Genomic DNA, 24814 nt, shown 5'->3' on the forward strand with positions numbered 1-24814 from the left:
AGATGTGGCTGTCTCACCGCGCCTGCCCTGCGAGGAGCTAATGGGGCGTTACGCAAGTTGCAGCTAGCTGCAATCTGTCGAACGGTGGTTGACACTCTGTAGTCCCCTCCCTGAGGATTAGCAGCCGCCCGGCGTGAGGCACGGGCTGGATTGCCGGGGAGGGCATCGTGGCTCGTGGTGTGCGGGGATCAGTACGGCTTGCTGCCGTTTTGGGAACTGTGGCGGTGGTCGCTTCAGGTGGGGTCACGGTCGTCCCTACGATTGGAGCGCAGGCGGCGCCGATCAGGGTGGTGCGCACGGAAGCGGATGCGGTTGCCAAAGCGGCGCAGACGAGCGACGCGGTCGAAATTCCCGACCGGACTACGCCGACCACGCAGACCTTCGCAAACCCGGACGGGTCGCTGACTGCCAAGTTGTCGAACGCTCCCGTACGGGTGCGCCGAGCCGGCGTGTGGCACGACATTGACCCCACGCTGGAGTTCCGCGCTGACGGGTCCGTAGGGCCTAAGGCAACGATGTCCGAGGTGAGTCTCTCGGGCGGCGGTCTGAGCGCGCTGGCCGAAGTCGGCCTATCGAACGGCTCACTTCAACTCAAGGCGCCATGGAACCTCCCTCGACCGACGCTCGACGGAGCCAAGGCAACGTATGCCGATGTGCAGCCTGGGCTCGACATCGTCGTCGAGGCCACGGCTGAAGGAGTCAGCTACAACCTGGTGGTGAAGAGCCGCGAAGCCGCCACGAACCCGGCTCTGCGTTCGATCCACTTTCCGGTCACGGCTCCAGGGCTGTCGATCCGCGCGAACCGTCCCGGTGGTCCCGCGTACGTCGACAAGGACGGCCGGCTAGCCGTGACGGCCGGCGATGGGGTCATGTGGGACTCGTCCCAGGCAGCACCCCAGCAAAAGACGGGAACTGTCCGCTCATCTGCCCAAGCCGTCGAGGATGGCCCAGATGGAGCGCACGTCGCCGAGATGGACCTGAGCGGCGACAGCACGGGGCTGACCCTCGTTCCCAACTCAGGCCTACTCACGGCACCTTCCACCGTCTACCCGGTTGTCCTCGACCCGGTCTTGACGACCGTCAGCCGTACGGCGTGGGCCGCAGTCTGGCAGATCTATCCGACGACCTCGTTCTACAAGACCACCCATAGCCTGGGCGTCGGCAACGAGGATTTCGAACAGCACAAGATCGTGCGCTCGTACTTCCAGTTCGACACGCGCGGCTTCGCCGGCAAGAAGGTGCTCGCGGCAACCCTTCGGACGTACGAAGTTCACTCCGCGAGCTGCTCGGCACGCTCGGTCTCGGTGAGCCGAACCGCGCCGATCTCTACCGCCACCACCTGGAACAACCAGCCCGCTTACCAGCTGGAGGTCGGCAGCCAAAGCTTTGCTCACGGCTACAACACCTCCTGCCCTGACGCTTACGTGGAGTTCCCCGTCACCAACTCGATGGTGGACACCGCGACAAAGGGCTACGGCACCTCAACGTTCCGGCTTCGCGCTACCGACGAGACCGACGAAATCGCCTGGAAGCAGTTCGACTCAACCGGCCAGCTCGAAGTCAACTACGTCTCCCAACCAGCCGTCCCAACCGGCGTCGGACTTACCGACCCCAACCTGGGCTGCGACAGCGCCGCGACGGCACCGAACGTGGGGGCAAGGTCAATTACCCTCAGCGCGGTCCCCCGGCTCACTGCCACTGACACAGGTGCTCGCGTGCAGGTCGAGTACGAGCTATACGAGGGATCCACTCTGATCCGGACAACCAGGATGGGTCTGGACTCCCCTGGAATAGCAAGTCCGGTGACGATGGACAGTAGGAATTTGCGTCAGGTGACCTTCCACTTCAGGGCACGGACCTACTACCCGTACAGCTCTACTGGGGCGCTGGCATCGGCCTACTCGGCATCGTGCTACTTCAAGGTCGACTTGTTGGCGCCACAGAAGCCGATCGTCACTGCGAAGTACGGGACCGAGGACGTGCAGGATTGTGCAGATCCGAAAACCACTGCATGCCCTCCGGCGGTCCCCTACGGTGTAGTTATAACCTTCACGTTTAAAGCGACATCAACGGATGTCGTTCGCCAAGAGTACTGGTGGCTCAATTCATCTTCGCCGGTCAGTGTGTCAGGCAGCACGGTGATGAGACCACTGGTCCCTCAGCAGGAGGGATACAACCGTCTGTTTGTGAGGAGTTACGACGCCGCCGGACATCCGAGCGAAACAACCGAGTTCGAGGTAAATATCCAAGGTGCCTCGCCTCCTGTGGGGGACTGGTCCTTCGATGACGCACAAGGATCTCTGGTGGCAGCGGATACGGCGACGCCGGCGCACCCCTTGACGTTGAATGGTGCAACCTTCGGGACGGCGGGCCGTTCGGGCGGATCGCTCAAGCTCGATGGCGTAGATGACAACGCCCAATCAGCGAGTCCCGTCGTTGACACGTCGAACAGCTTCAGCGTTTCAGCCTGGGTTCGACTCACATCGAAGAAGGAAGCGGTCGTGGCCGCGGCGGCCGGCTCGGTGGGCAGCGCATTCGAGTTGTACTACTCCGCGTCGGCCAACCGTTGGGTATTCCTCCGGATGAAGACGGATACGGCGTCGCCAGTTGTTGTTCAGGCATTGTCTGACCAGCCTCCCGTGCTGAGCGCTTGGACGCACATTACGGGCGTATATGAAGAGGGCTTAGGAAAAATTCAGCTATATGTCAACGGCAGACTCCAGGCGGCCGGCAATGTGAACTACACTGATCCGGGATGGAAGGCAACCGGTCCGCTGAGCATCGGGCAAGGGAAGTACAATAGTGTGTACACGAACCGGTTCCCAGGATCCGTCGACTCGGTGCAAATCTGGCAACGTGGACTGAACCCGCAAGCGGTCGCGGCAGTCGCGAATCCGCGCAAGAATGATGAACCAGTCGTCAGCCTTGCCGCTCGATGGCCGCTGGACAACGCAGTACAGGGCACAGATGGCATTTGGCGCGCGTCAGACAGCATTTACGGCGCGGACCTGTCGGTGTCGGGCTTTGGCACTTCCGCTGACCAGTCGACGGCATTCGTTGACGACATCGACGATGCTGAGGGCCGCGGTCGCGTCCTGAAGTTCGGTGGCTCGGCAGCTGAGGCTGTGTCCTTGCCGAGGGCGGTCGTCGACGCGGAAGCCAGCTTCTCGGTCGGGGTGTGGGTGAAACTAGCGGATCCGACGAAGCCCATGGTCATAGCTCGCCAGACCGGAAGCGGGCGTGATGCATGGCGGCTTGAGTGGCAGCCGCTGGACGCATTGTTTGGAAGATGGGTCTTCGCTCGTGCGCAAGCGAACTCATCCGAGGATGACATGGCGATCTACTCAGACACGCTCACCCGTGCATCGGATGGCTGGCAACTGCTTGTCGCTCAATATGACCCGCAGGCCAAGAGTGAAACCAACGCCCAACCGTCCGGTGTGATCGGCCTAACGGTCAACAAGGATGCGACGGACGGAGGCCGGTCCGCCCACGATGCCCCCTATCGAGTGGGCGACACCACCGTGGCCGGTAAGGGACGTGCGACTGGCAGCGAGTTCGCCGGCCAGATGGACGATCTGCGGATCTATCTGGGCTCGCTCGAGGGTCCTGCGATCTGCAAGGAATACCCCGACTTGGACGAATTGACCTGTCCGAACGCGGCGGGCTGACCTATGACCGGCGAAAAGCGAGCGGAGAGAACAGCGATGATGGGCGCCTTGGCCAGGAAGCGGTCGTGGAAATTTGTGGCGGTTATCGCCGCCGGGTCTGTTTTGGTCAGCGGTCTCCAAGTCGGGGCAGATTCGACGGCCGTCGCCGGGGTAAGGCGCGGTGCTCCGCGACCGAGCGAAAAATCTATCGACGTTAGGCCGATAGATCAAAAGCTCAGCAAGGAGAGCTCTGTACGCCGGGCTGCGGCGGAGGCCCCATCACCGTCGAACAAGGCGCCGGTATGGCCTCAAGCAACAGACCAGGTTGTGCCGACAACGGCTGGGAAGACGGGATCGGCTGTCGTGTCGGCGGCACGCACTGGCTCTAGAACCGCAGCCGGCATTGCCCCATCTCAGTTGAGGGTCCGAGTGTTCGACCATTCAAAGGCTGAGCAGGCTGGGATCGACGGCGTGTTGCTGACCGTGTCGCGTGCAGACAGCCGGGTTGAGAGTGGCGTCGCTCAGGTGACGGTCGACTATTCCAGCTTCGCCGATGCCTACGGTGGAGACTGGCGCTCACGGCTTCAACTCGTCTCGTTGCCGACTTGTGCATTGACGACCCCGAAGGTGTCAGGCTGTCTGACGGCAACGGCCTTGGGTTCGACTAACGACGTGCGCGCCCAGAAGCTCTCTGCACCTGTCAGCGTTAACGGAACCGACCGGGTCCTGGCCGTCACCGCTTCCTCGGCATCGAGTTCGGGGGATTACACGGCGACTAAGTTGTCGTCGGCATCGAGCTGGGTCGGGGGATCGTCCAGCGGTGACTTCAGTTGGTCTTATCCGTTCAGGGTCCCACCAGCGACTGGTGGACCGTCACCGACCCTGGAACTCCAGTACTCCGCACAGTCCGTCGACGGACGCACAGCAGCGTCGAACAATCAGCCGTCCTGGGTGGGCGAGGGGTTCGAGCTCAGTGAGTCATACGTCGAGCGGAGGTACGCGAACTGTAGCGACCAAGGGCATGCCAACAAGTTCGACCAATGCTGGAAGTATGACAACGCCACGTTGGTCATGAACGGGAAATCAAACGAATTGGTGAAGTTTGGTTCCACCTGGCGGCTGAGGGACGACGACGGCTCAAAGGTCGAGAAGGTCACCGGAGAGAACTCGGACAACAACCATGAGGCGTGGAAGGTCACCACGCAGGACGGCACGCAGTACTTCTTCGGTCGGAACGTGTTGCCGGGGCTGACGGCCAGTACGCCGACGAACTCGGTGTGGACTGTGCCAGTGTTCGCTGATAAGAGTGGCGAAGAATGTTACAACGCCGATTTCTCTAAGTCGTTCTGCGACCAAGGCTGGCGTTGGAATCTTGACTACGTCGTTGATCCGCACGGCAACGCGATGACGATGTGGTACGCAAAGGAGACCAACTACTACGCCAAGTACGGCGCTGCGACCGCTACCGCCGCCTACACCCGTGGCGGTTACCTCACGGGCATCAAGTACGGCCAGACGGCAGACACGTTGACAGTCAACGCTCCGATGCAGGTGAACTTCGTTACCCAGGAGCGATGCCTCTCGAACTGTGGCTCGCTGACAAGTACTACGAAGGCCAACTGGCCCGATGTGCCGTTCGATCAGATCTGCGCCTCGGGTGCAGCGTGCACCAAGACCAGTCCGTCGTTCTTCTCCCGGCGCCGGCTGGACACGATCACGACGCAAGTGCTAAAGGGCACTGCTTACGCAAGTGTCGATCAATGGCAGCTGGCAGTGGACTTCCCGTCGAGCGGCGATCTCATGTCTGGCAAGGCACTCTGGCTGCAGTCGATCACTCATACCGGCCCTCGCCTCATCAGCTACGTCGGCGACGCCACTGAAGGTCACCTTTGGCCAGAAACCGTTGGCCAATCGGGTCGACGGCACGGATGGCCTGTCGCCGATGATGAAGCTGCGAGTCGGCAATATCTGGACCGAGACGGGCGCCGAGATAACGGTGAACTACTCGGGACCGGAGTGTGTGGCCACGACGCATATGCCAGTGGCGGCCGACCGCAACACTATGCGCTGTTACCCGGTGAAGTGGACGCCACAGAATGAGGTAGAGAGGGACGACTGGTTTCATCGGTATGTCGTTGATCAGGTCCGGGTTAATGATCCAACCGGCCGAGGCCAACCGGTCGTCACGAACTACACCTACTCGGGTGGGGCAGCTTGGCATTACCAGGAGAACGCATTCATCCCCAAGAAGAACCGGAACTGGTCGGACTGGCGTGGTTACAAGACGGTGACCGTCAGCGAGGGCGACGTCAACCAGCCAGGGCTTAAGACTAAGGCCGTCACAACCTACTTCCGCGGCATGGATGGCGATCGTCTGTCAGTGGGCGGTACCAAATCGGAGGTCGTGGCTGACAGCACTGGCGCGACCCGGGTGGATGCGGCCGCGCTGGCCGGGAAAGTTCGCGAAAGCATTACTTACCAGGCAGCCGGTAGCAGCGCCGAGGTGTCGGGGACGATCACGGACTATTGGACCAAGACGACCGCCACTCAGACGGTTGAACCCGCGTCGCAGACGGATCCTGTCAAGGATCCGGCCTTGATCATCGAGTCCAACTTCGCAAAGTCATCGTCGACCCAGGCGAGAACGGCCCGTGACGCAGGCCGTGCTGATCTCTATCGGACGGTCACAACGGCGTACGACGACGCCACCGGCCTTCCACTGAAGAGCCAGGATGGCGGCGATGCCGCAAAAATCAATGACGAGACCTGCACTCTGACCAGCTATGCCTCGAACAGTACGACGGGCATGGTTGCCTACCCGGCGCGTGTCGTGACATCGACCGGCTTATGTGACGCCGAGTCGGCTAATCCACCCACAGCGCGAGCTCTCGCGGACACACGTACCTGGTATGACACCGGCGGCTACGGTGTGGCTCCGACGAAGGGTGACGTAAAAGTAGTCGAGCGGCTGAGCGGATATGACGCGGACGGCCAGGCGCAATACTCGCCCATCGCCACGAATGTTTACGACACGCTCGGGCGGGTCACGTCGGTCACAGACAAGCTGGGACGGACGACGGACACGACCTATACCCCGGCCGGCCCTGGTGCGCTGACCCAGAAGACGGTTCAGGAGCCACCCATTGTGGCCTCCGGCGGAGCCACAGTCAGGCTGACTACCAAGACGGAGCTGTTGCCTGAGTGGGGTGTGTCGAGCAAGGTCACTGACGCCAACCAGAAGATCACCGAACTCGCCTACGACACGATGGGCAGGCTGACCGGCGTCTGGTTGCCGAACCGCTCAAAGGCCGGCGGTGACGGCCCGAACACCCGCTACACCTACAACTTGTCATCGACCGCAGCGTCCTCGATCCGCACGGAAACCCTCAATATCACCGCTGACGGCTACTTGAGCAGTTACGCGCTGTACGACGCGATGCTCCGGCCGCGCCAAACTCAGAGCCCCGCGGCCGACGGGGGACGGGTTATTGCGGAGACCAAGTACGACTCGCGTGGACTGGCGGTCATCCAGAACGGCGACATCTGGAATTCCGCAGAGCCCACTGGATCGCTGGTATCGGTGCTCGACGCGGAGGCTTTGGCAGAGACCGTCCTGACCTACGACGGCGCCAAGCGCTTGACCCAGTCAACCTTCGCATCAGCAGCTCAAGACAAGTGGTCGACCCGAACCATCTACGGCGGCGACACCGTCACTACTCTGCCGCCGGCAGGCGCTCCCGCAACTGCCGAAATCAGTGATGCCCGCGGACAAGTCGTCGAACGGCGCGAATACGACTCGAGTGTCGTGACGACGGGATATATCCCAACCAACTACACCTACGACTTGGCCGGACGGATGACCAAGCTTGTCAGCGGTGGGGCGACCTGGACGAACACCTATGACCTGATGGGTCGCAAGATCCAGACCTCCGACCCGGATGCGGGCGCCACGACCTACGGCTACGACGATGTCGACCGCCAGATTTCCAGCACCGATGCGAACCAGCAAACGTTGTTGACCACCTACGACAACCTGGACCGCAAGGTCACCCTTCACCAGGGCGCCAAGACCGACGGACAGTTGCTCGCGAGTTGGCTTTACGACGGCGCAGGCAACCTCGGCCAACCGCTGGGCTCGATCCGATACACAGCAGGAAAGGCTGGACCGCAGTACCAGAACCTCGTCGTATCACGAAATGTCCTCTACAACCCGACCTCAACCATGGTCGTCATCCCGAGCGTCGAAGGTACGGACCTTGGTCGGACCTACAGGACCAACACCGGCTATTCGCCGGACGCGCAGACCCCAAATCTCAACAGCCTGCCCGGCGGCGGATCGATTGGGCTGGAACAAGTCAACTACAACTACAACAAGCTCGGGCAGCCAGTCTGGATGCGGGGTGACGCGACCTATCTGCGGAACATCGACTACAGCAAACTCGGGGATCCGCTCACCTACTATTTGGGTAGCGAACTCGGCGATCCGCAGATTCAGCAGTCGTTTGAGGATGGCACCCACAGGCTCACTGCGAGCGTGGTCGCGCTCACCGGGTCCTTCTTGTCGAACCACAGGTATAGCTACGACCCGGCGGGTAACGTTCTCAAGGACACTAACGCTGTCGGGCCCGACACGCAGTGTTACGACTATGACGGTCACCGTCGCCTGACCGCAGCGTGGACGCCATCTAGCGAGGATTGTGTTGCGGCTCCGACAGCGGCCACCCTTGGCGGAGCCGCGCCATATTGGCAGTCCTGGAGCTATTCATCCACCGGTCTGCGTAAGACCGAAACCAACCACACAACTGCAGGCGACAGCACGGCTGCTTATACCTACGACGCGACGCGAACGCACTCGCTGTCGAAGGTTGTCACTACAGGTGCCGTGCCGAAGCCGGACGCGACCTTCACCTACAACCCAGCCGGCGGTACTGCGACCCGACCTGGCGACACCGGCCAGCAGACCCTGTCGTGGAACAGTGAGGGCAAACTCTCTAATCTGTCGTCGCAGTCTGGTGACACCAATTACATCTACGATGCTGACGGCAACTTGCTGCTTCGCAAATCGGCTACCAAGACGACCCTGTTCGTCGGGTCGCTCGAGGTTACGGTCGAAACCTCTTCAGGCGCGAAGGTCGTCAGTGCCCAGCGCCACTACTCGGTCGGTGGCAAGGACATCGCCGTCAGATCAAGTGTCAACAAGCTTGATTGGCTCTTCACCGATAACCACAACACCTCGCAGGTGACGCTGGACCGGGCTACGCAGGCCGCGGTCACCCGCTACTCCACCCCCTTCGGCGCTCCCCGAGGCCCGGCGGTGACCTGGTCAGACACCCACGGTTTCCTAGGCAAACCCGAAGACAAGACCACCGGCCTCACCCACCTCGGAGCCCGCGAATACGACCCATCCACCGGCCGCTTCCTCAGCGTCGACCCCCTCCTCGACCTGACAGACCCGCAATCCTTGCTCGGCTACGCCTACGCCAACAACAACCCCGTCTCCATGTCGGACCCGACGGGACTGATGAACTCAAAGGAACCAGATAGTGGTGGCAGCAGCGGCGACCCGTGGTCACCGCCTCCAACGGTTGACCAAGGGGATACCCACGAAGGTGCCGCCGGGCTGACGCGCTCTCATGATGATGAGGTCGACTACTACACCGAGCCAACGCATCGCGTAGTCGGGCATCTCTCACTAGTTGCCTCGAGTAGTCACCGCTACGCCGAAGCCTGGGAAGAGACGATCCCACTGTGGTTCAAGAAGATGAAGGGTGATCCCGCGTTACCCACCACAGCTTGCATCAACAACGACTACAACCATTGTGGCGGTTCAGAGGTCCTGGACATGGTCTGGTTCATGAAGATAATGTGCATGCGCCCAGGTATCGCGTGCGGAGGCGACCAAGGCTCGGGGGTCGGCGAGGCTATGGTGGCAGTTGGCCCAGGTGCCTTCTTTGGGGAACGACCTGGAAGTGGAGGCAAGGTCGGCGCCGGTGGTGCTATTGATAAGGGTCAATATTCAACTCGGATTAGCGCCCAGAAGCAGGCTAGGCATATGTTGAGTGGAAAAAATTATGATGGCGGCGGATATTTTAAGAATCCAGACGATCCGCAGAGAGTACTGGATGCGTTCCATTCTGGTGAAGGTCAGGTGATGGGTCTGGCCAAGAGCAGCGGGAATGTCGTGATTAGGGTTCCGGCTATTACTGGCTACAATAACAATATTCGATCCACCAACCTCAATCAACCTACTGATATGTTTATGATCAAGGGAACTAAGTCTGTTAGTGTAGTTCCCGTAAATCCGAACGGGGTTCCGCTAAGGTGATGGCAATTGCAGATGGTTACAACGGCTATGTGCTAATTTCTGTCCAAGGCTTACTGGGGCTCATCTCTGATGAGACGATTGCCATCGGCGTCGAGCTCACGGATTCCACATTTGTGCTTCGAGTCTGGGTTGCAGAACTCAATGCTGTGGTCGATGAGATGGCGGACGAGATAACAAGCGAGGTGGAAGCGCTGATGGATCCAGCTGACCTTCCGCTTGAAGTCGATGTGGTCGTCGGCGAGCCCAAGATTGACTGGCAGACTTGGGGCGGCCGGCTCGTCTATCGCAGGAAGCGCTGAGGAATCGTTGCCGCCTCGGAGAGCTTGGCCTGGAAGCCAGTGGCCAACGGCTCGAGCACCTTCACGGCTCCGCCCTCACCTTCCGCACCTGACGAACTAAATAACTAGTTTGCTCTTCAAAGCCGGGCTCCGAAACCCCAGCTATCCCCCCCAAAGACGACGAGCTGTTTTTAGCCGCTACGGAGACTCGTTTGGGGTGGGTGAGTCGAGCGGCTGACGTAGGAGGACCGTGAAGCGGGGCTGTTAGGGCTTGCGATTATTTAATGTTGTCCGGGTCGGGCGTGTGGTTGGCTGGTGGGTTGAAGGTCAGGTAGGCCGAGCGCATTACTGCGCCGGGCCCCCTCAGAACCGGACTTGCGACTTTCACCGCATCCGGCTCAAGCAAGCCCTGAGGGCTCGCTGGCAAGTACTGGATCAGGACGGGCTCGTCGGGGGACGACCTGCCCTTGACCAGCGTGTACCGGACGATCTTCGTCCAGGCGAACTTGGCGAGGTAGGCGCCGCTGTCGCGGTCACCGAACACCCACCGGTCTCGCCGGGACCCGTTGAATGCACCGAAGTACCGGCTCACGATTCAGCGCTTCGGTTTGCTCGGATGGCTATGTTGGCCCACCTATAAGCGAGTTTCCACACATACGCGTCCAGCGCTTGAAAGATCCTGCTGGGCACCACCGTCCGGTAGTAGGCGGCCCAGCCCCTGATGATGGGGTTGAGCCGTTTCAGCACCGCGAGTGCGTTGGCCCCTCGCAGGGCACGCATCTCGGTGCGGAGCCGTTCCCGGATCCGTCTCAGGGCCGCCTTGCTCGGCTTGATCAGCAACTTGCCGGACTGTCGGCGGGCGGTGAACCCCAAGAAGTCGAAACCGTCGTCGAGGGAGACGACACCCGTCTTGTCCTCGTTGAAGGTCAATCCCCTGGGCGCCAGCCATTCGGCGAGCCGGGCCTTTACCCGCCCTGCCTGGTGTCTGGTGTGACACAAGGCGACCAGATCGTCGGCGTATCTGACCACGGTCGGGGAGCCCGGCGCCATCACCCCGGCCTGGAGGCCGGAGGTCTGGTAGCGGGCCCCGGCGGCTTGTTCCATCCCGTGCAGCGCAACATTGAGTAGCAGCGGACTGACCACCCCGCCCTATGAGCAGCGCTGGGTTACGCGCAGCGCCCGGCGTTTGCCGCGGGTGGGGGCGGTCGTGACGACCGAACGCTGCGCATAATTCCGACGAAGTCAGAGGCTGGCGAGCCAGTCGAGCAGCTCGGGATTCTGGTTCCATTCAGCCAGGTCGGCGGTGACGACGTCGTAACGGCTTCGAGAGCCTTGCGCTTGGCCTCGGTGGAGGCCCGTGCATAGATCTCGGTGGTGGACAGGTTGAACCACCCCGGGTTTGATGCACACCTTCGTCGTTGGGAAGGTGGCAGTGATGCCAAGCAAGTACGGGACTGCCCTGGGTTCAGTTGACTCGCGGCGTGTGCCTCGACCTGACCGATCCGCAGTCCTTGCTCGCCTACGCTTACGCCAACAACAACTCAGCCAGCCTCTCCGACCCGAACGGCACCTGCGCGTTGATGGAGGGCGAATCCAGTTGCTCGGGTGGCAGGACGAAAACTCAACCATCAACACCAAGTAGTCACCATGACGCGCCGGTTTCGACGTCGAATTCGAACTCCGATGGCTCATCGGGTAACTCGTCAAATTACGACACCGACGACGATCTTTGGACGCCGCCTGCAAGGCCGCACCCGGACCGGATGTTCGAGATTGCTGGCTGCTATGGCGGACCAGGCTGTGTGATGCCTGAGGGTTTCTCTGGGATGTACGGCCCGTATCGTTACAAGCCGTTCGAGAAGGAGTTCGGCGATATACTGGTGGGCGGGCTGTTCTTCGACCTGCCAATGGAAATCTTAGTAGCTGGAAGGTTGATTGGGGCCGCTCGGTCGGCAATGCTCGCGTCGCGTGCAGGCGTGCAGCAGGTGTCGCTGAGAAAGAGGCGGGTTGGCTAATAAACTTCAGCGAGACTCTCCGTGCCGCTGGCGGCATCGGAAGGACGCGGAACCTAGGTGTGGCGAGGTTCTCCATTGACGGGAGGTCTGGCCAGATGGCCACGGTCAGTGGATCTGCACCCAGAGATGGGTTCGTTGGAATGCCGAAGAATCCGATACTATGGCGCGGTTTGGATGGAGTGAGCCGCCAAGCTGATACGGAGTGGAAGCTTCTTGAGCGGATCGCTCAGATCGCTGAACCGCAGTCAAGAGGCACGGTGGCACTGTATAGCGAAAGGGTAATATGCGAATCTTGCCCCGGAGTCATTTCTGATTTCAGATCACGGTACCCTGGTATTCAGCTTAATGTCTATTCCGGAGGTAAGTAATGAACGACTCGACGATGGATAAGGTTTTCGACAGATTGCTTAGTCGCGGTGTGTCGAAGTCTGAGTTCCGCGGCTGTAGTCCGCAGGAGATCGGCGAGATCAAGGCCCGACAGGGGGTGTCGGCGATTCCCGGCGAGTATCTTTGTTACTTGCAGCACATTGGTAGAGGTGCAGGAAGTTTCCAGAAAGGCACCGATGCCTATTACCCCAATGTCTTGGACCTAAAAGAAGCGGCCGAGGAACTTTTGGAAGAGAATGGATCGAAGATCGTTCTCGGCCCGAAGAGTCTTGTCTTCGAGATGCATCAAGGTTATGAATTTGCTTGGTTTCCGGACGTTGAGACCAATCGGCCTGCGGTGAATTGGTACAGTGAAGTTTCTGGCGACGAGATTAAAGAATGGCCCAGTCTACCCGCCTATTTGATGTACAGACTACGAGGTGGTTGATCGAAGGATTCGAGTGAATTATGCTACAAAAATGCCCGCTGTGTAGCGGGTATGCTGTTGCTGCGAGCGAATCACGACAGTGGCTCGCCTGGGGTAACCATTCAGGTTCCGGCGGGGAGTGGTGGTTTCCACAGGGCGATTGCAAAGTTGATCTGGCCGTGGGTGGCGTGTCGGTCTTGACTTGAGGTGGCGGTGTGTGTGGCGCGGGTGTGGAGACAGCGGCTCCGTTGGGATGCTGCAGGTTCCTACACCGTTTCCGCGTCGCAAGGGAGCTGAAGCGCCCCAGTTTTGATGCCGCATCTTTCTGAGTTGGAAGGATGTGCACCATGCCGAAGAGGATCGATCCCGAGGTTCGTGCTCGCGCTGTCCGGTTGGTCAATGAGCATTTGTCGGAGTATTCGTCGTTGACGGCCGCGGCGGAGGCGGTGGCCAGGCAGGTCGGTGTCGCGAAGGAGAGCGTGCGGCGGTGGGTGCTGCAGGCCCAGGTCGATGCCGGGTCCCGTGAGGGTCGGACGAGCGTGGAGGCGGCGGAGATCAAGGCGTTGAAGGCGAAGGTCCGCCGGCTGGAGGAGGACAACGCGATCCTGAAGGCTGCAACGGTTTTCTTCGTCGGGGAACTCGACCCCCGCAACCGTTGATCATGGGTTTCATCGACACCATGAGAGCCGAGGATCGCGCGGTCGAGTCGATCTGCCGGGTCCTGCGCGAGCAGGGCTGCCAGGTCGCCGCGCGGACCTACCGGTCCTGGAGACAGCCCGGCCGGCGGGTCGCGGTCCGGACCGTCACCGACGCGGCCGTGGTCGAGGCCGTGCGCGATGCCGCCTGGCAGCCTGATGCGAAGACCACAGAGCCGAGGCTGACTCCGGAGGGCCTGTATGGGCGGCGGAAGATGACTGCCCTGCTGCGCCGCACCAGCGTGCCCCAGGCCTCCTTCGGCGCGGTCGATCGGGCGATGCGCACGCTGGGGCTGGCCGGGGTGCGGCGCGACAAGGGCGTCCGCACAACGATCCCGGCCAAGGACGGGATCAGGGCCGGTGACCTGCTCGACCGCGACTTCGCCGCGCCGGCACCCAACCGCGTCTGGGTCACCGACTTCACGTATGTGAAGACGTGGGCCGGGTTCGTCTACGTCGCGTTCATCCTCGACTGTTTCGCCCAGCGGATCGTGGCCTGGCATGCCTCGACGAGCAAGCAGACCGATCTGGTGATGACGCCGCCGCGGATGGCGCTGTGGCAACGCGCCCGCGAAAACCACCCCACCATCGCGGGCGAACTGATCCACCACAGCGACGCCGGGTCCCAATACACCTCTATCCGGCCCGCCGAGCACCTCGAACTCGAAGGCATCCGGCCCTCGATCGGGTCGGTCGGCGAAGCCTACGATAACGCCCTGATGGAGACCATCAACGGTCTCTACAAGGCCGAGTGCATCCGCACGACCGTCTTCCACGACAGGCCGTACAAGACCATCGCCGACGTCGAGTACGCCACCGCCGGCTGGGTCGACTGGTACAACAACCGCAGACTCCACGGCACCCTCGGCCTGATACCACCCGTGGAGTTCGAACGAGCCCACTACGCTGCTCTCAACCAAGAGCCGCAACCCGCATAAGAGCGGCAGAGAAGCTGGGCGCTTCACTGCGGCAGTGACCTGGTCCGACACCCACGGTTTCCTAGGCAAACCCGAAGACAAAACCACCGGTCTCCACCACGTAGGCGCCCGCGAATACGACCCCACCACGGGCCGCTTCCTCAGCGTCGACCCTCTCCTCGACCTGACCGATCCGCAGTCCTTGCTCGCCTACGCTTACGCCAACAACAACCCAGCCAGCCTCTCCGACCCGAACGGCACCTGCGCGTTGATGGAGGGCGAATCCAGCTGCTCAGGCGGCAAGACGAAAACACCCCCACCGCCTCCGCCGCCAGGAAACCCCGGCGACCAGGGCGACGACGGCGATTCGGAGGGAGATACCGACAACTCATCGGGCGGATCCGACCACAGGGAGCACGGCTTCTTGGGCCGCTCGGGTCACCTCTTCGGCGTTGTCAAAGGCTTCGGGAAGACCGCTGTCTCTCAGGTCGCTTCAATCATTCCTGCTGCGAAGCAGCAATTGTCGTCAGACCTGTCCTGTGTGGCTGACCAGAGCCCGTACGCGTGCCTCCAAGTCCTTCGGCAGTTCGACCTAAGTGGACAGATAGCGCAGGGGATTGTAGCTTCGGGCGACGGGGTCATTAGTGATGTGAGAGGTGGGAGACCGGGGCAGGCGGTGGGCGCTGGGGTCCTATATGGCGTGGAAATCTTCGGCCTGAGAAAAGTGCCCGTGGCCGGCGAGAATATCGGTCTTAGAATTGCTGCGAGAAAGGCAGCAAGAGATGCGGCATTACTCGACGCCAAATATCTGCCCGGGCTATCTGCAGATAGCCCGAAGCCTCTACTGAGAGGTTCGACCGGGCGGATAAAGCCAGAAACCATGCAAGAACAGATGGCGATGAGGGAAGTCCGCAACAACCCTTCCGGTGTTCCGATACCCCGTATCGTACTAGTGGGGCGTGTCATTAATTAGGTAACGGTTGGTGGTGGGTCAGAATGGGGTATGGCGAACCGTCCTGCTGCCGCGTTGGTGCTTCGTGAGGGTGATCGGGAGCGGTTGGTGTCGTTGACGCGGTCGACGACGGTTCGTGCTGGGTTGGCGTTGCGGGCGCGGGTGGTGTTGCTGGCTGCGGGTGGGGTATCGAATACGGCGATCGCGGAGCAGGTGGGGTTGTCTCGTCCGAAGGTGATCGGGTGGCGGCAGCGCTACGTGCGCAGCGGGATCAAGGGTCTGGATGATGCCGAACGGGTGGGCCGGCCGCGCGAGATCGATCACGCGATGATCGTGGCCGAGACGTTGAAGCCGCCGCCGAAGCGGCTGGGGGTGACGCACTGGTCGTCTCGGCTGCTGGCCGTGCGGCTCAAGGTCGGCAACGCGACGGTCGCGCGGGCGTGGCGTGACTATGGGGTGCAGCCGTGGCGCAGTGAGACGTTCAAGTTCTCCACCGATCCGGAGTTGGTCGCCAAGGTCACTGATGTGGTCGGGCTGTATCTGGCGCCACCGGACAACGCGATCGTGTTGTGTGTCGACGAAAAGTCGCAGATCCAGGCTTTGGACCGGACTCAGAAGATGCTGCCGATGCAGCCTGGTTTTCCCGAGCGCCGCACCCATGACTACGTCCGGCACGGCACCAGCACGTTGTTCGCGGCACTGGAGATCGCCACCGGCACGGTGACCGCGGCCTGCAAACCCAGGCACCGCCACCAGGAGTTCCTTGCGTTCCTCAAGCAGATCGACCGCGCCTACCCCGACGACGGCACCGGTCAGGAACTGCACCTGGTGATGGACAACTACGCCACACACAAACGGGCCGAGGTCCGTGACTGGCTGGCCGCGCACTCCCGGTTCAAGGTCCACTTCACCCCGACCTCCGGGTCATGGCTCAACCTGGTCGAGGTCTGGTTCGGCATCATCGAACGACAAGCCATCCACCGCGGGACCTTCACCTCGGTCAAAGACCTCAACACAAAGATCCGAGCCTTCATCACCGGCTGGAACGACCGCTGCCACCCCTTCGTCTGGACCAAGACCCCAGACCAGATCCTCAAGAAAGCCAACCGTCACCGAACTTCAGAAACGCTCCACTAGGTGATGCGAGGTGGCCAGCGGCGGAAGGTTGGGTGAAGATGCAACAAGTCCAGGGAGGAGTGAATATTCACTACGTCAGGAATGCACTGACGGGAGCGGTCGATGACTTCAAATTTAAATGAGGATAGAATGAGACTAACCTGTATAGACAATGCTGCATCTTCTCTCGCAGAGCCACAGCGGCCCCGCGGGACGGTAGATGCCTCCTCTTACCCGATTACAGCAGGCAAGCAATATACGATTTATGGGATGTTCACATGGGAGAATATCCTGAATGTCCTGATTCGAGATGATTTTGATAAGCCTTGTTATGTTCCGGCCGGCCTATTCGACCTGGAAATACAACCGTTGCCTTCCGGATGGAAGTTTGGTCTGTTCTCGGGGATTCGAGCGTCCGGTGAGGGATTGTGGACCGACCCCTACGGCGCTGCGTGGGGTTACGCAGAGTTTGTTGACGATCCGCATCACGGAATCGGCTTAGTTGAGGGCGATCCAGCCGCGTTGGCAATCTTTGCAGAGCGGAGGGCGGAAGCTGAACGTGCGTAACTTTCATCTGCGGAAGGTCGGTAACGGGGAACGGGGTGGCGGCGAGCTTGATCTCAAGATCGCCTGCCGGAGAGTCACCGATGGGGCACTGTCACACTCAGCGCCCCGCCTTTAGACGCGAGCAACTCGGCAGGCGAGGGCGCGACCGGTCAGTGTAAAGCTGAAGATCATAAGCGCCAGGATATGAGCGGCACTCTCCGAATTGGTCGCCACGGAGATGCGGTGAGGAGCGAGTGGCAGAGCTGAGAAGGGCGCGAGGTGGCTCGGCGAATCTCGACGGAACTGATGCGCGAGCGCGTCAGTTCAGCCACGACGGAAGGTTGCGTCCTGGGTGGGTGTGTCGTGCGGCAGACGTAGGAAGGTCGCGAAGCGGGGCCGTTAGGCGGTGGAAGTGAGGGTTTTGAGCTTCTGCAGGTAGGTTTTGTAGGTGGTGGTGAAGGGTTCTGCGGTCGCGATGTTGGCGGTGATCCAGGTGCAGGTTGCCCGGGCTGTGGCGATTACCTGGGCGGGGTAGGCGTAGAGGTGTTGGTGGGCCTCGAATTCGTCTTCGTCCATGACCTTGATCGTGCCGTCGCGGAGTAGGCGGACGTCGAGGTCCAGGTCGACTGCCGTCACCGAGTCGACGCCGAATTCTGCGGGCATGGTGATGTCGCAGTAGACGCGGGTCGCGTGGGGGGCGTCGTTGAAGAGGGCGCTCCACCATTGGCCGCGGGGGAAGAGGCGGACTCGGTGGTGGTCGATGGTGACCCACGTGCCGTCGGCTCGCTGGGCCCGGGTGCCGGGCAGGGAGCCGGTCCAGAGGCCGTGTTCGTCCTCGCCGAGGTTGATCGCTTCCAGCAGCCGGTGTGGGCGCCCGTCGTACTTACAGAACAGCGTCCTCACCATGCTCATACCTTCCCCACCCCACTCCATGGCGATCACTGTAGGTGAGACCGACATCACAAGCGAGCAAGCTCCCCGCCGGGGTGTCCCCGCGGGCGAACAAGTCTCGGTCGCGGAGCGTCCCAGTGTGAGAAACGCATCCCTGCACGCTCCGCGTTCGGATTCCGGCGGGGGCGTGCATAGACTCAAGCATTCGAGGACAATCTGCGGAGGAGCTCGATGCGCGTGCTGGATACGGTCGGAGGACCTGAGGACCTCAAGGGTTTGACCGACCATCAGCTCACTGAACTCGCCGCGGAGATTCGCGACGTTCTGGTCGAGACGGTGTCGCGGACGGGCGGCCATCTGGGGCCGAACCTGGGCATGGTGGAGATCACCCTGGCGATGCACCGAGTGTTCGACTCGCCCCGGGACCGGCTCCTGTACGACACGGGCCACCAGACCTATGTGCACAAGCTGCTCACCGGCCGGGCCCCCAAGTTCGACACGCTCCGTCAGCAGGGCGGCCTGAGCGGATATCCGAGCCGCCAGGAGTCCGACCACGACATCGTCGAGAACAGCCACGCCTCGACCTCGCTCTCGTACGCCGACGGCCTCGCCAAGGCGTACCGGCTGAGGAAAGAAGACCGGCACGTGGTCGCGCTGATCGGCGACGGCGGCCTGACCGGTGGAATGGCCTGGGAAGCGCTGAACAACATCGCGGCGGCCAAGGACCTCAAGCTCGTCATCATCGTCAACGACAACGGCCGTTCCTACAGCCCGACCGTCGGCGGCCTGGCGACCCACCTGACCAGCCTGCGCACCAACCCGCGGTACGAGAAGATCCTCGACCTGGTCAAGAAGAACCTCGGCCGTACGCCGTACGTCGGCCCGCCGATGTACGAGGTGCTGCACGGGGTGAAGAAGGGCCTGAAGGACATGCTCGCCCCACAGGGCATGTTCGAGGACCTCGGTCTGAAGTACGTCGGCCCCGTGGACGGCCATGACCGGCAGGCGATGGAGGACGCGCTCGCCAAGGCGAAGGCGTTCGGCGGCCCGGTGATCGTGCACGCGGTGACCCAGAAGGGCTTCGGGTACGCCGCGGCCGAGCAGGACGAAGAGGACAACTTCCACCAGGTCCGGCCGAAGAACAAGCCGCGCGGCTGGACCGACGTGTTCGCCGACGAGATCGTCGAGATCGGCCACCGCCGGCCCGACGTGGTCGCGATCACCGCCGCGATGCTGCATCCGACCGGCCTGGCCCCGTTCGCGCAGGAGTTCCCGGACCGGATCTTCGACGTCGGCATCGCCGAGCAGCACGCCGTGACGAGCGCGGCCGGCCTCGCGATGGGCGGCATGCACCCAGTCGTCGGCCTGTACGCGACCTTCCTGAACCGCGCCTTCGACCAGTTGCTGATGGACGTCGCCCTGCACAAGTGCGGCGTGACCTTCGTGCTGGACCGCGCCGGCGTGACCGGCGACGACGGAGCCAGCCACAACGGCATGTGGGACATGTCGCTCCTGCAGATCGTCCCCGGGCTCCGGCTCGCGGCGCCTCGCGACGGCACGCGCCTTCGCGAGCTGCTGAACGAGGCGATCGACGTCGACGACGCCCCGACCGTACTGCGGTACGCCAAGGGCGAGGTCTTCGCAGACATCGACGCGATCGACCGGGTCGGGACCACCGACATCCTGACCAGGAACGGCACCGACGTCCTCCTGATCGGCATCGGCTCGATGGCCGCCACCGCGATCGACGTCGGCACCAGACTCCAGGACCAGGGCTTCGGCGTCACGGTCGTCGACCCGCGCTGGGTCAAGCCGGTCGACCCCAAGTTGGTCGAGCTCGCCGCGAAGTACAAGTTCGTCGTCACGATCGAGGACAACGGCCGCGCCGGCGGCTGTGGATCGGCGATCGCTCAGGCGCTCCGCGACGCGGGAGTGACCACGCCGGTGCGCGACTTCGGTATCCCGCAGCAGTTCCTCGACCACGCCAAGCGGGCCGCCGTCCTGACCGAGATCGGACTGACCGGTCAGGGGCTCGCCCGGGACGTGATCGAGATGATCGCCAAGCACCAAGGAGACGCGATCACCAGTGAGCCAGACACCGCGAGCGGCAGGCCCGGCGGGGCCTGACGCGGGGCCGGCGAGGGGCCGCCATTCGGCGGCCTCCCGGCAACAGCGCGCCTGGCCGCTGTTCCTTTCGCTGGTTCTCGTCGCCACCGCGGTCGCAGGCGGACTGGCCCTGCACCAGTCCCGGTCCTCCGGCCCAGACAGTTCTCAGGCCGCATCGAACGGCGCCTCCGGTACGCCGGGCGTCGACCTCGCCGCCAGGTCCGCTGGAGTGGACAAGGTCCTCGCGGCCCGGGCCCACGCGGTTCAGGCGGGCAACGAGCCGGAGTTCCTGGCGGACGTGGACCCCGGCAACAAGGCCTTGCTGGCAAAGCAGCGGATGCTGTACGAGAACCTCAGGCAGTTCGGCTTCGCCAAGCTCGGCTACGAGCAGATCCGCGAGCAGTTCGATCAGTCGCTGGTGGACAAGTACGGACCCTCGACGTACGCCGTGGCTGTCGCGATGGCGTACCAGATCGAGGGCATCGACCCGATTCCGGTGCGGACCGTGCTCGGCTACACCTTCACCCGCCGCCCGAACGGCCGCTGGATGCTGGTCTCCGACACCGATCTGGATCTCCTGTTGCCGCGGGGATCGCATCAGGAGGCCTGGGACATCGGCCGGGTCCTGGTGAAGCGTGGTCCGCGGGTGCTCGTGGTGGTGGAGCAGAACCAGGGCGCCCTCGCGACGAGCCTGGTCGCCAAAGCTGTCAGCGCGGTGAAGGCGGTCAGCAAGAGCTGGCCGGGCGGCTGGCACGGTGCCGGGTTCGTCATCTCGCTCGACGACAAAGTGGTCCGCGGCGCCGACTACTCGCTGCCGAAGAACGCCGAGGACGCGCTGGCGATGGCGACCTGGGTCTATCGAACGTTGCCGGGCGAGGCGACCGGGACGGGGGAGCGGGCCGACTCGTACGTCGTGATCAACCCGCGCAACCGGACCAAGGTGGACGCCCGGACGCTGGCTCACGAGTTCACCCACGTGGCGACCGCGCCCTACGGGGCCTATGTGCCGCGCTGGATCGTCGAGGGCGCCGCGACGTACATCGAGTTCCTGCCGATGGACGGCGCGATGGACCTTGCTCTCGACAAGTACCGGACGAAGGTCCGGACGAAGTATCTGGCCAAGGCCAAGAACCTCCCGGCGGACTCGACGTTCTTCAACAACGCGTCGAGCTCGTATCCGCTGTCCTGGCTGGCGTTGGACTACCTGTTCCACAAGTACGGCGGGACGGAGGTTGCCACTCTGTACCAGGAGATGGCGGCTCTCGGCACCACCCAGGCAGAGCGCAACCGGATCATGACGGAGCACCTCGGCATCACCGAAGCCGGCCTCTTCCAGGCCTTACGGGCAGATGCGGGCCTGTAGATGCCCTGTCAGGTTGTGATCGGAGCGTCCGGACCGAGTAGGGTAGCCGCGCTGTAGCAGACGGGCGGACCGGAGGAATCGACCCGACGTGAGTGTGACACCACCTAGCGCCGCTCCGGCTGGCGCTCAGGTTCCGCCCCACGGGCCCCGCCGCTGGCTGGGCCTCGTTGTCGTGGTCGCGCTCGTCTCCGGTGGTGTCGGCTACGCGGTCCAGGACCGGGATCGGGATGCCCGGGCCAGGCCTACCGTCACCGCGACCCCGACGAAGCATCCGAACCAGAGCAACAAGCCGCCCTCGAAGACCTCCGCGGCGATCGCTGCCCGCCGGCTCGCCGTCGACACGATCCTGCTCCGCCGGGCGCGTGCGGTCCGGATCGGCAACGAGGCCCTCTTCCTGCAGGATGTCGACCCCGGCGACGCGAAGCTCCGCCAGCAGCAGAAGGTGCTGTTCGCGAACCTGGTCGAGATCGGTTTCGGCGAGATCGGCTACAGCCAGGCCGAGGAGCGTTTCGACGCCGAGGCGCTCCGCGCGCACGGCGCCACGACGTACCTGGTCCGGGTGTTGATGCGGTACCAGATTCCGAACGTCGACATGACTCCGGTGACCACCGAACTCGGCTACACCTTCATCAGCCGGGGCGGCCGCTGGATCATCGCCGACGACAACGATCTCGACAAGGACCTCGGCCCCGGCGCCCACCAGGAGCCGTGGGACCTCGGCCGGATCGAGGTGCACCGCGGGCCGCGGGTGCTGGCGCTGGTCGAGAAGGGCGACACCACGCGTGGTCGCGCGATCGTCACCGAGGCGACCGAGGCGCTGACCGAGGTCGCGGCGTACTGGCCGCGGAAGTGGCGAGGCTCTGTGCTGATCGCTGCGCTCGACGACACCGACGTACGGGATGCCCGGTTCGCTGACGAGGACATCGAGTCGGCCGCGAGCGCCGGATCGACGTTCTCCTCGCTGCCCGGTGAGGACACCGCCGACGGCGTCGTGGCCGGCGCCTACATCGTGGTGAACCCGAAGGAGCGCGACCGGATCGACGAGATCCTGCTGTCGCACGAGATCACCCACGTGGCGACGGCGGATCTCGGCGGGTACGAACCGCTGTGGCTGGCCGAGGGCGCCGCGGAGTACGTGTCGTGGCGGGGGATCGAGGCGATCAGTGGGCCGGGTGAGGTCGGCAAGTGGGAGCAGGAAGTGGTCGACGACGCGCTGCCGACGCTCAACGCGCTGCCGACGGACGCAGGCTTCTACCAGACCAACACCGACGTGTACGGCGTGAGCTGGCTGGCAGTGCGCTTCCTGGTGTCGCGGATCGGGTTGCAATCGGTCGAGGACCTCTACGAAGACCTGGCCCGCAACGGCACCGACCAGTCGGCCCGGGACCGCGTCCTGCTGACCAGGACCGGCTACACCGAGGCTTCTCTGTGGCTCGCCCTCAAGGACTACCGGCCGCCGCGCTGAGCAGCGACTTCGTTGCCGCATTCATCCAGTCCATCTTGCTGCGACTCTGAGTGGCGGATTGACCTCACCGGGTCAGAAGTGCAGGCTCGGAGGGTTCCGTCCGAGTTGAGGAGGCGTACAGATGAGTCTGTTGCGAACGAAGACGATCGAGCAATCGATCGCCGACACCGACGAACCGGAGTACCAGCTCAAGAAACGCCTCACCGCCCTCGACCTGACCGTCTTCGGGATCGGCGTCATCATCGGTGCCGGTATCTTCACCCTGACCGGGCGCGCGGCGAAGGCGTACGCCGGACCCGGTATCGCGTTGTCGTTCATCCTTGCCGCGGTTTGCTGCGCGCTGGCCGCGCTGTGCTACGCGGAGTTCTCCTCCACGGTCCCGGTCTCGGGATCGGCGTACACGTTCTCGTACTTCTCGCTGGGCGAGATCTTCGCCTGGATCATCGGCTGGGACCTGCTGCTCGAGTTGATGCTCGGGGCAAGCGTGGTCGCGCAGGGCTGGTCGACGTACGCGAAGTTGTTCCTCGAAGAGATAGGCCTCGGCTGGCCGGACTCGATCGGGCCGGACAGTAACGTCAATGTGCTGGCGATGCTGCTGATCATCGTCCTGACGATCCTGGCGACGGTCGGCATCAAGGAGTCGCTGCGGGTCAACCTGGCGCTGGTCGCGGTAAAGCTGTTCGTGGTGCTGTTCGTCATCATCGCCGGCCTCTTCTACATCAAGAGCTCCAACCTGACCCCGTTCATCCCGCCGAGCGTGCCGGCCGAGAGCGGCGACGTCACCATCACCACCCCGTTGTTCCAGGCACTGTTCGGGTTCACACCGTCGACGTTCGGCGTGATGGGCCTGGTGTCCGGGGCGTCGCTGGTGTTCTTCGCGTTCATCGGCTTCGACGTGGTCGCGACCACCGCCGAGGAAGCGAAGAACCCGCAGCGCGACCTGCCTCGCGGCATCATCGGCTCGCTGGCGATCTGCACCGTGCTGTACGTGGCGGTCTGCATCGTGATCACCGGCATGGTCAAGTACACCGACATCAGCGGTGAGGCGGCTCTCGCGGAAGCGTTCAAGTCGGTCGGCAAGCCCGGCTTCGCGACGCTGATCTCGGCAGGCGCGGTCGCTGGTCTGACCACGGTCGTGCTGACCTTGATGATCGGCGCCGCGCGCGTCGTGTTCGCGATGAGCCGGGACCACCTGGTGCCGGCCAAGCTGGGCAAGACGCACCCGAAGTTCGGTACGCCGTACCGGCTGACCATCGGCATCGGGGTCGTCGTCGCGATCGTGGCCGGGGTGACCCCGATCGGCAAGCTGGAGGAGATGGTGAACATCGGCACGCTGGCCGCGTTCACCCTGGTGTCGATCGCCGTGCCGCTGCTGCGCCGGAGCCGCCCGGACATCGAGCGCTCGTTCAAGGTCCCCGGCAACCCGGTGGTGCCGATCATCGCCGCGGTTATCTGCATCTACCTGATGCTGAACCTGTCGCTGGAGACCTGGCTGCGGTTCGCGATCTGGATGGTGCTCGGCTTCATCGTCTACGGGGCCTACGGCTACCGGAAGAGCCGCGTCGGCGAGACCGAGCGCACCGGCCAGAGCACTCGGGCCTAGCTCGCTGCCTTCCCGGACGCCGCGTCCGCGAAGGTGATCGTCAGTCGGACCAGCCGCGCTCTCGGGATCGACACCGGGGGCGCGGCCTTCGACCGTCCG

General features: G+C 62.9%; 18 protein-coding genes. 15 read left to right on the forward strand and 3 right to left on the reverse strand.

The window, feature by feature from the left end:
* Positions 1-167: 167 nt before the first annotated feature.
* The 4 genes from F1D05_RS36960 to F1D05_RS36970 all read left to right on the forward strand — a co-directional run bounded on the left by F1D05_RS36960 (position 168) and on the right by F1D05_RS36970 (position 10274).
* Positions 168-3671, forward strand: a complete 3504-nt coding sequence (locus F1D05_RS36960) for a LamG-like jellyroll fold domain-containing protein (RefSeq protein WP_185444866.1) — start codon at positions 168-170, stop codon at positions 3669-3671.
* Between the two features lie 408 nt (positions 3672-4079).
* Positions 4080-5750 carry a hypothetical protein gene (locus F1D05_RS41625; RefSeq protein ID WP_246486277.1) on the forward strand — a complete coding sequence of 557 codons (1671 nt, stop codon included), beginning with the start codon at positions 4080-4082 and terminating at the stop codon, positions 5748-5750.
* Between the two features lie 2293 nt (positions 5751-8043).
* Entirely contained in the window at positions 8044-9975 is a 1932-nt protein-coding gene (locus F1D05_RS41630; RefSeq protein ID WP_246486950.1) for an RHS repeat-associated core domain-containing protein, read from the forward strand.
* On the forward strand, positions 9975-10274 hold the full coding sequence (locus F1D05_RS36970; protein ID WP_185444868.1) for a hypothetical protein: 300 nt from the start codon (positions 9975-9977) through the stop codon (positions 10272-10274). Before F1D05_RS41630 ends, F1D05_RS36970 begins: the two co-directional genes overlap by 1 nt.
* A gap of 256 nt (positions 10275-10530) precedes the next feature.
* Here the strand turns inward: F1D05_RS36970 and F1D05_RS39305 are convergent, their stop codons facing one another.
* The gene (locus tag F1D05_RS39305; protein WP_206685984.1) at positions 10531-10797 is read right to left on the reverse strand and encodes a hypothetical protein; all 267 of its coding nucleotides are present in this window, start codon (positions 10795-10797) and stop codon (positions 10531-10533) included.
* Positions 10798-10841: 44 nt separating this feature from the next.
* Positions 10842-11396 carry a group II intron maturase-specific domain-containing protein gene (locus F1D05_RS39310; RefSeq protein WP_206685985.1) on the reverse strand — a complete coding sequence of 185 codons (555 nt, stop codon included), beginning with the start codon at positions 11394-11396 and terminating at the stop codon, positions 10842-10844.
* A 338-nt stretch (positions 11397-11734) separates the two neighbouring features.
* Here F1D05_RS39310 and F1D05_RS36980 point away from each other — a divergent pair, with 338 nt between their 5' ends.
* From F1D05_RS36980 to F1D05_RS37010, 7 genes are all read left to right on the forward strand, one after another.
* On the forward strand, positions 11735-12268 hold the full coding sequence (locus F1D05_RS36980; RefSeq protein WP_185444869.1) for a hypothetical protein: 534 nt from the start codon (positions 11735-11737) through the stop codon (positions 12266-12268).
* 140 nt (positions 12269-12408) lie between these two features.
* Positions 12409-12636: a deaminase domain-containing protein gene (locus tag F1D05_RS43345; protein WP_428995046.1), complete on the forward strand. Its 228-nt coding sequence runs from the start codon at positions 12409-12411 to the stop codon at positions 12634-12636.
* Positions 12636-13082, forward strand: a complete 447-nt coding sequence (locus F1D05_RS36990; RefSeq protein WP_185444871.1) for a hypothetical protein — start codon at positions 12636-12638, stop codon at positions 13080-13082. The genes F1D05_RS43345 and F1D05_RS36990 overlap by 1 nt, the downstream gene beginning before the upstream one ends.
* Before the next feature lie 326 nt (positions 13083-13408).
* A protein-coding gene (locus tag F1D05_RS36995) for an IS3 family transposase (RefSeq protein ID WP_185444872.1) occupies positions 13409-14694 on the forward strand; the annotation gives its coding sequence in 2 pieces (ribosomal slippage) (positions 13409-13682 and positions 13682-14694; 1287 coding nt in all).
* A 34-nt stretch (positions 14695-14728) separates the two neighbouring features.
* The gene (locus tag F1D05_RS37000) at positions 14729-15646 is read left to right on the forward strand and encodes an RHS repeat-associated core domain-containing protein (protein WP_206685986.1); all 918 of its coding nucleotides are present in this window, start codon (positions 14729-14731) and stop codon (positions 15644-15646) included.
* Positions 15647-15676: 30 nt separating this feature from the next.
* Complete coding sequence (locus F1D05_RS37005) at positions 15677-16762, forward strand: IS630 family transposase (RefSeq protein ID WP_185444873.1); 1086 nt, start codon at positions 15677-15679, stop codon at positions 16760-16762.
* A 249-nt stretch (positions 16763-17011) separates the two neighbouring features.
* Positions 17012-17308: a hypothetical protein gene (locus F1D05_RS37010; RefSeq protein ID WP_185444874.1), complete on the forward strand. Its 297-nt coding sequence runs from the start codon at positions 17012-17014 to the stop codon at positions 17306-17308.
* A gap of 378 nt (positions 17309-17686) precedes the next feature.
* Here F1D05_RS37010 and F1D05_RS37015 read toward each other — a convergent pair whose 3' ends face one another.
* On the reverse strand, positions 17687-18199 hold the full coding sequence (locus tag F1D05_RS37015) for a DUF402 domain-containing protein (RefSeq protein WP_246486278.1): 513 nt from the start codon (positions 18197-18199) through the stop codon (positions 17687-17689).
* 210 nt (positions 18200-18409) lie between these two features.
* Between F1D05_RS37015 and dxs the strand changes: the two genes are divergently transcribed.
* The 4 genes from dxs (at position 18410) to F1D05_RS37035 (ending at position 24715) form a co-directional block, all read left to right on the forward strand.
* Positions 18410-20305 (forward strand): 1-deoxy-D-xylulose-5-phosphate synthase, encoded by a 1896-nt coding sequence (gene dxs / locus F1D05_RS37020; protein WP_185444875.1) that lies wholly within the window; start codon positions 18410-18412, stop codon positions 20303-20305.
* Positions 20265-21647, forward strand: coding sequence for a hypothetical protein (locus F1D05_RS37025; RefSeq protein ID WP_185444876.1), 1383 nt, complete (start codon positions 20265-20267; stop codon positions 21645-21647). The genes dxs and F1D05_RS37025 overlap by 41 nt, the downstream gene beginning before the upstream one ends.
* A gap of 88 nt (positions 21648-21735) precedes the next feature.
* On the forward strand, positions 21736-23112 hold the full coding sequence (locus F1D05_RS37030) for a hypothetical protein (protein ID WP_185444877.1): 1377 nt from the start codon (positions 21736-21738) through the stop codon (positions 23110-23112).
* A gap of 121 nt (positions 23113-23233) precedes the next feature.
* The gene (locus F1D05_RS37035) at positions 23234-24715 is read left to right on the forward strand and encodes an APC family permease (protein WP_185444878.1); all 1482 of its coding nucleotides are present in this window, start codon (positions 23234-23236) and stop codon (positions 24713-24715) included.
* Positions 24716-24814: the final 99 nt, after the last annotated feature.

This window comes from Kribbella qitaiheensis (assembly GCF_014217565.1).
In the GTDB taxonomy this organism is placed as follows: Bacteria; Actinomycetota; Actinomycetes; order Propionibacteriales; family Kribbellaceae; genus Kribbella; species Kribbella qitaiheensis_A.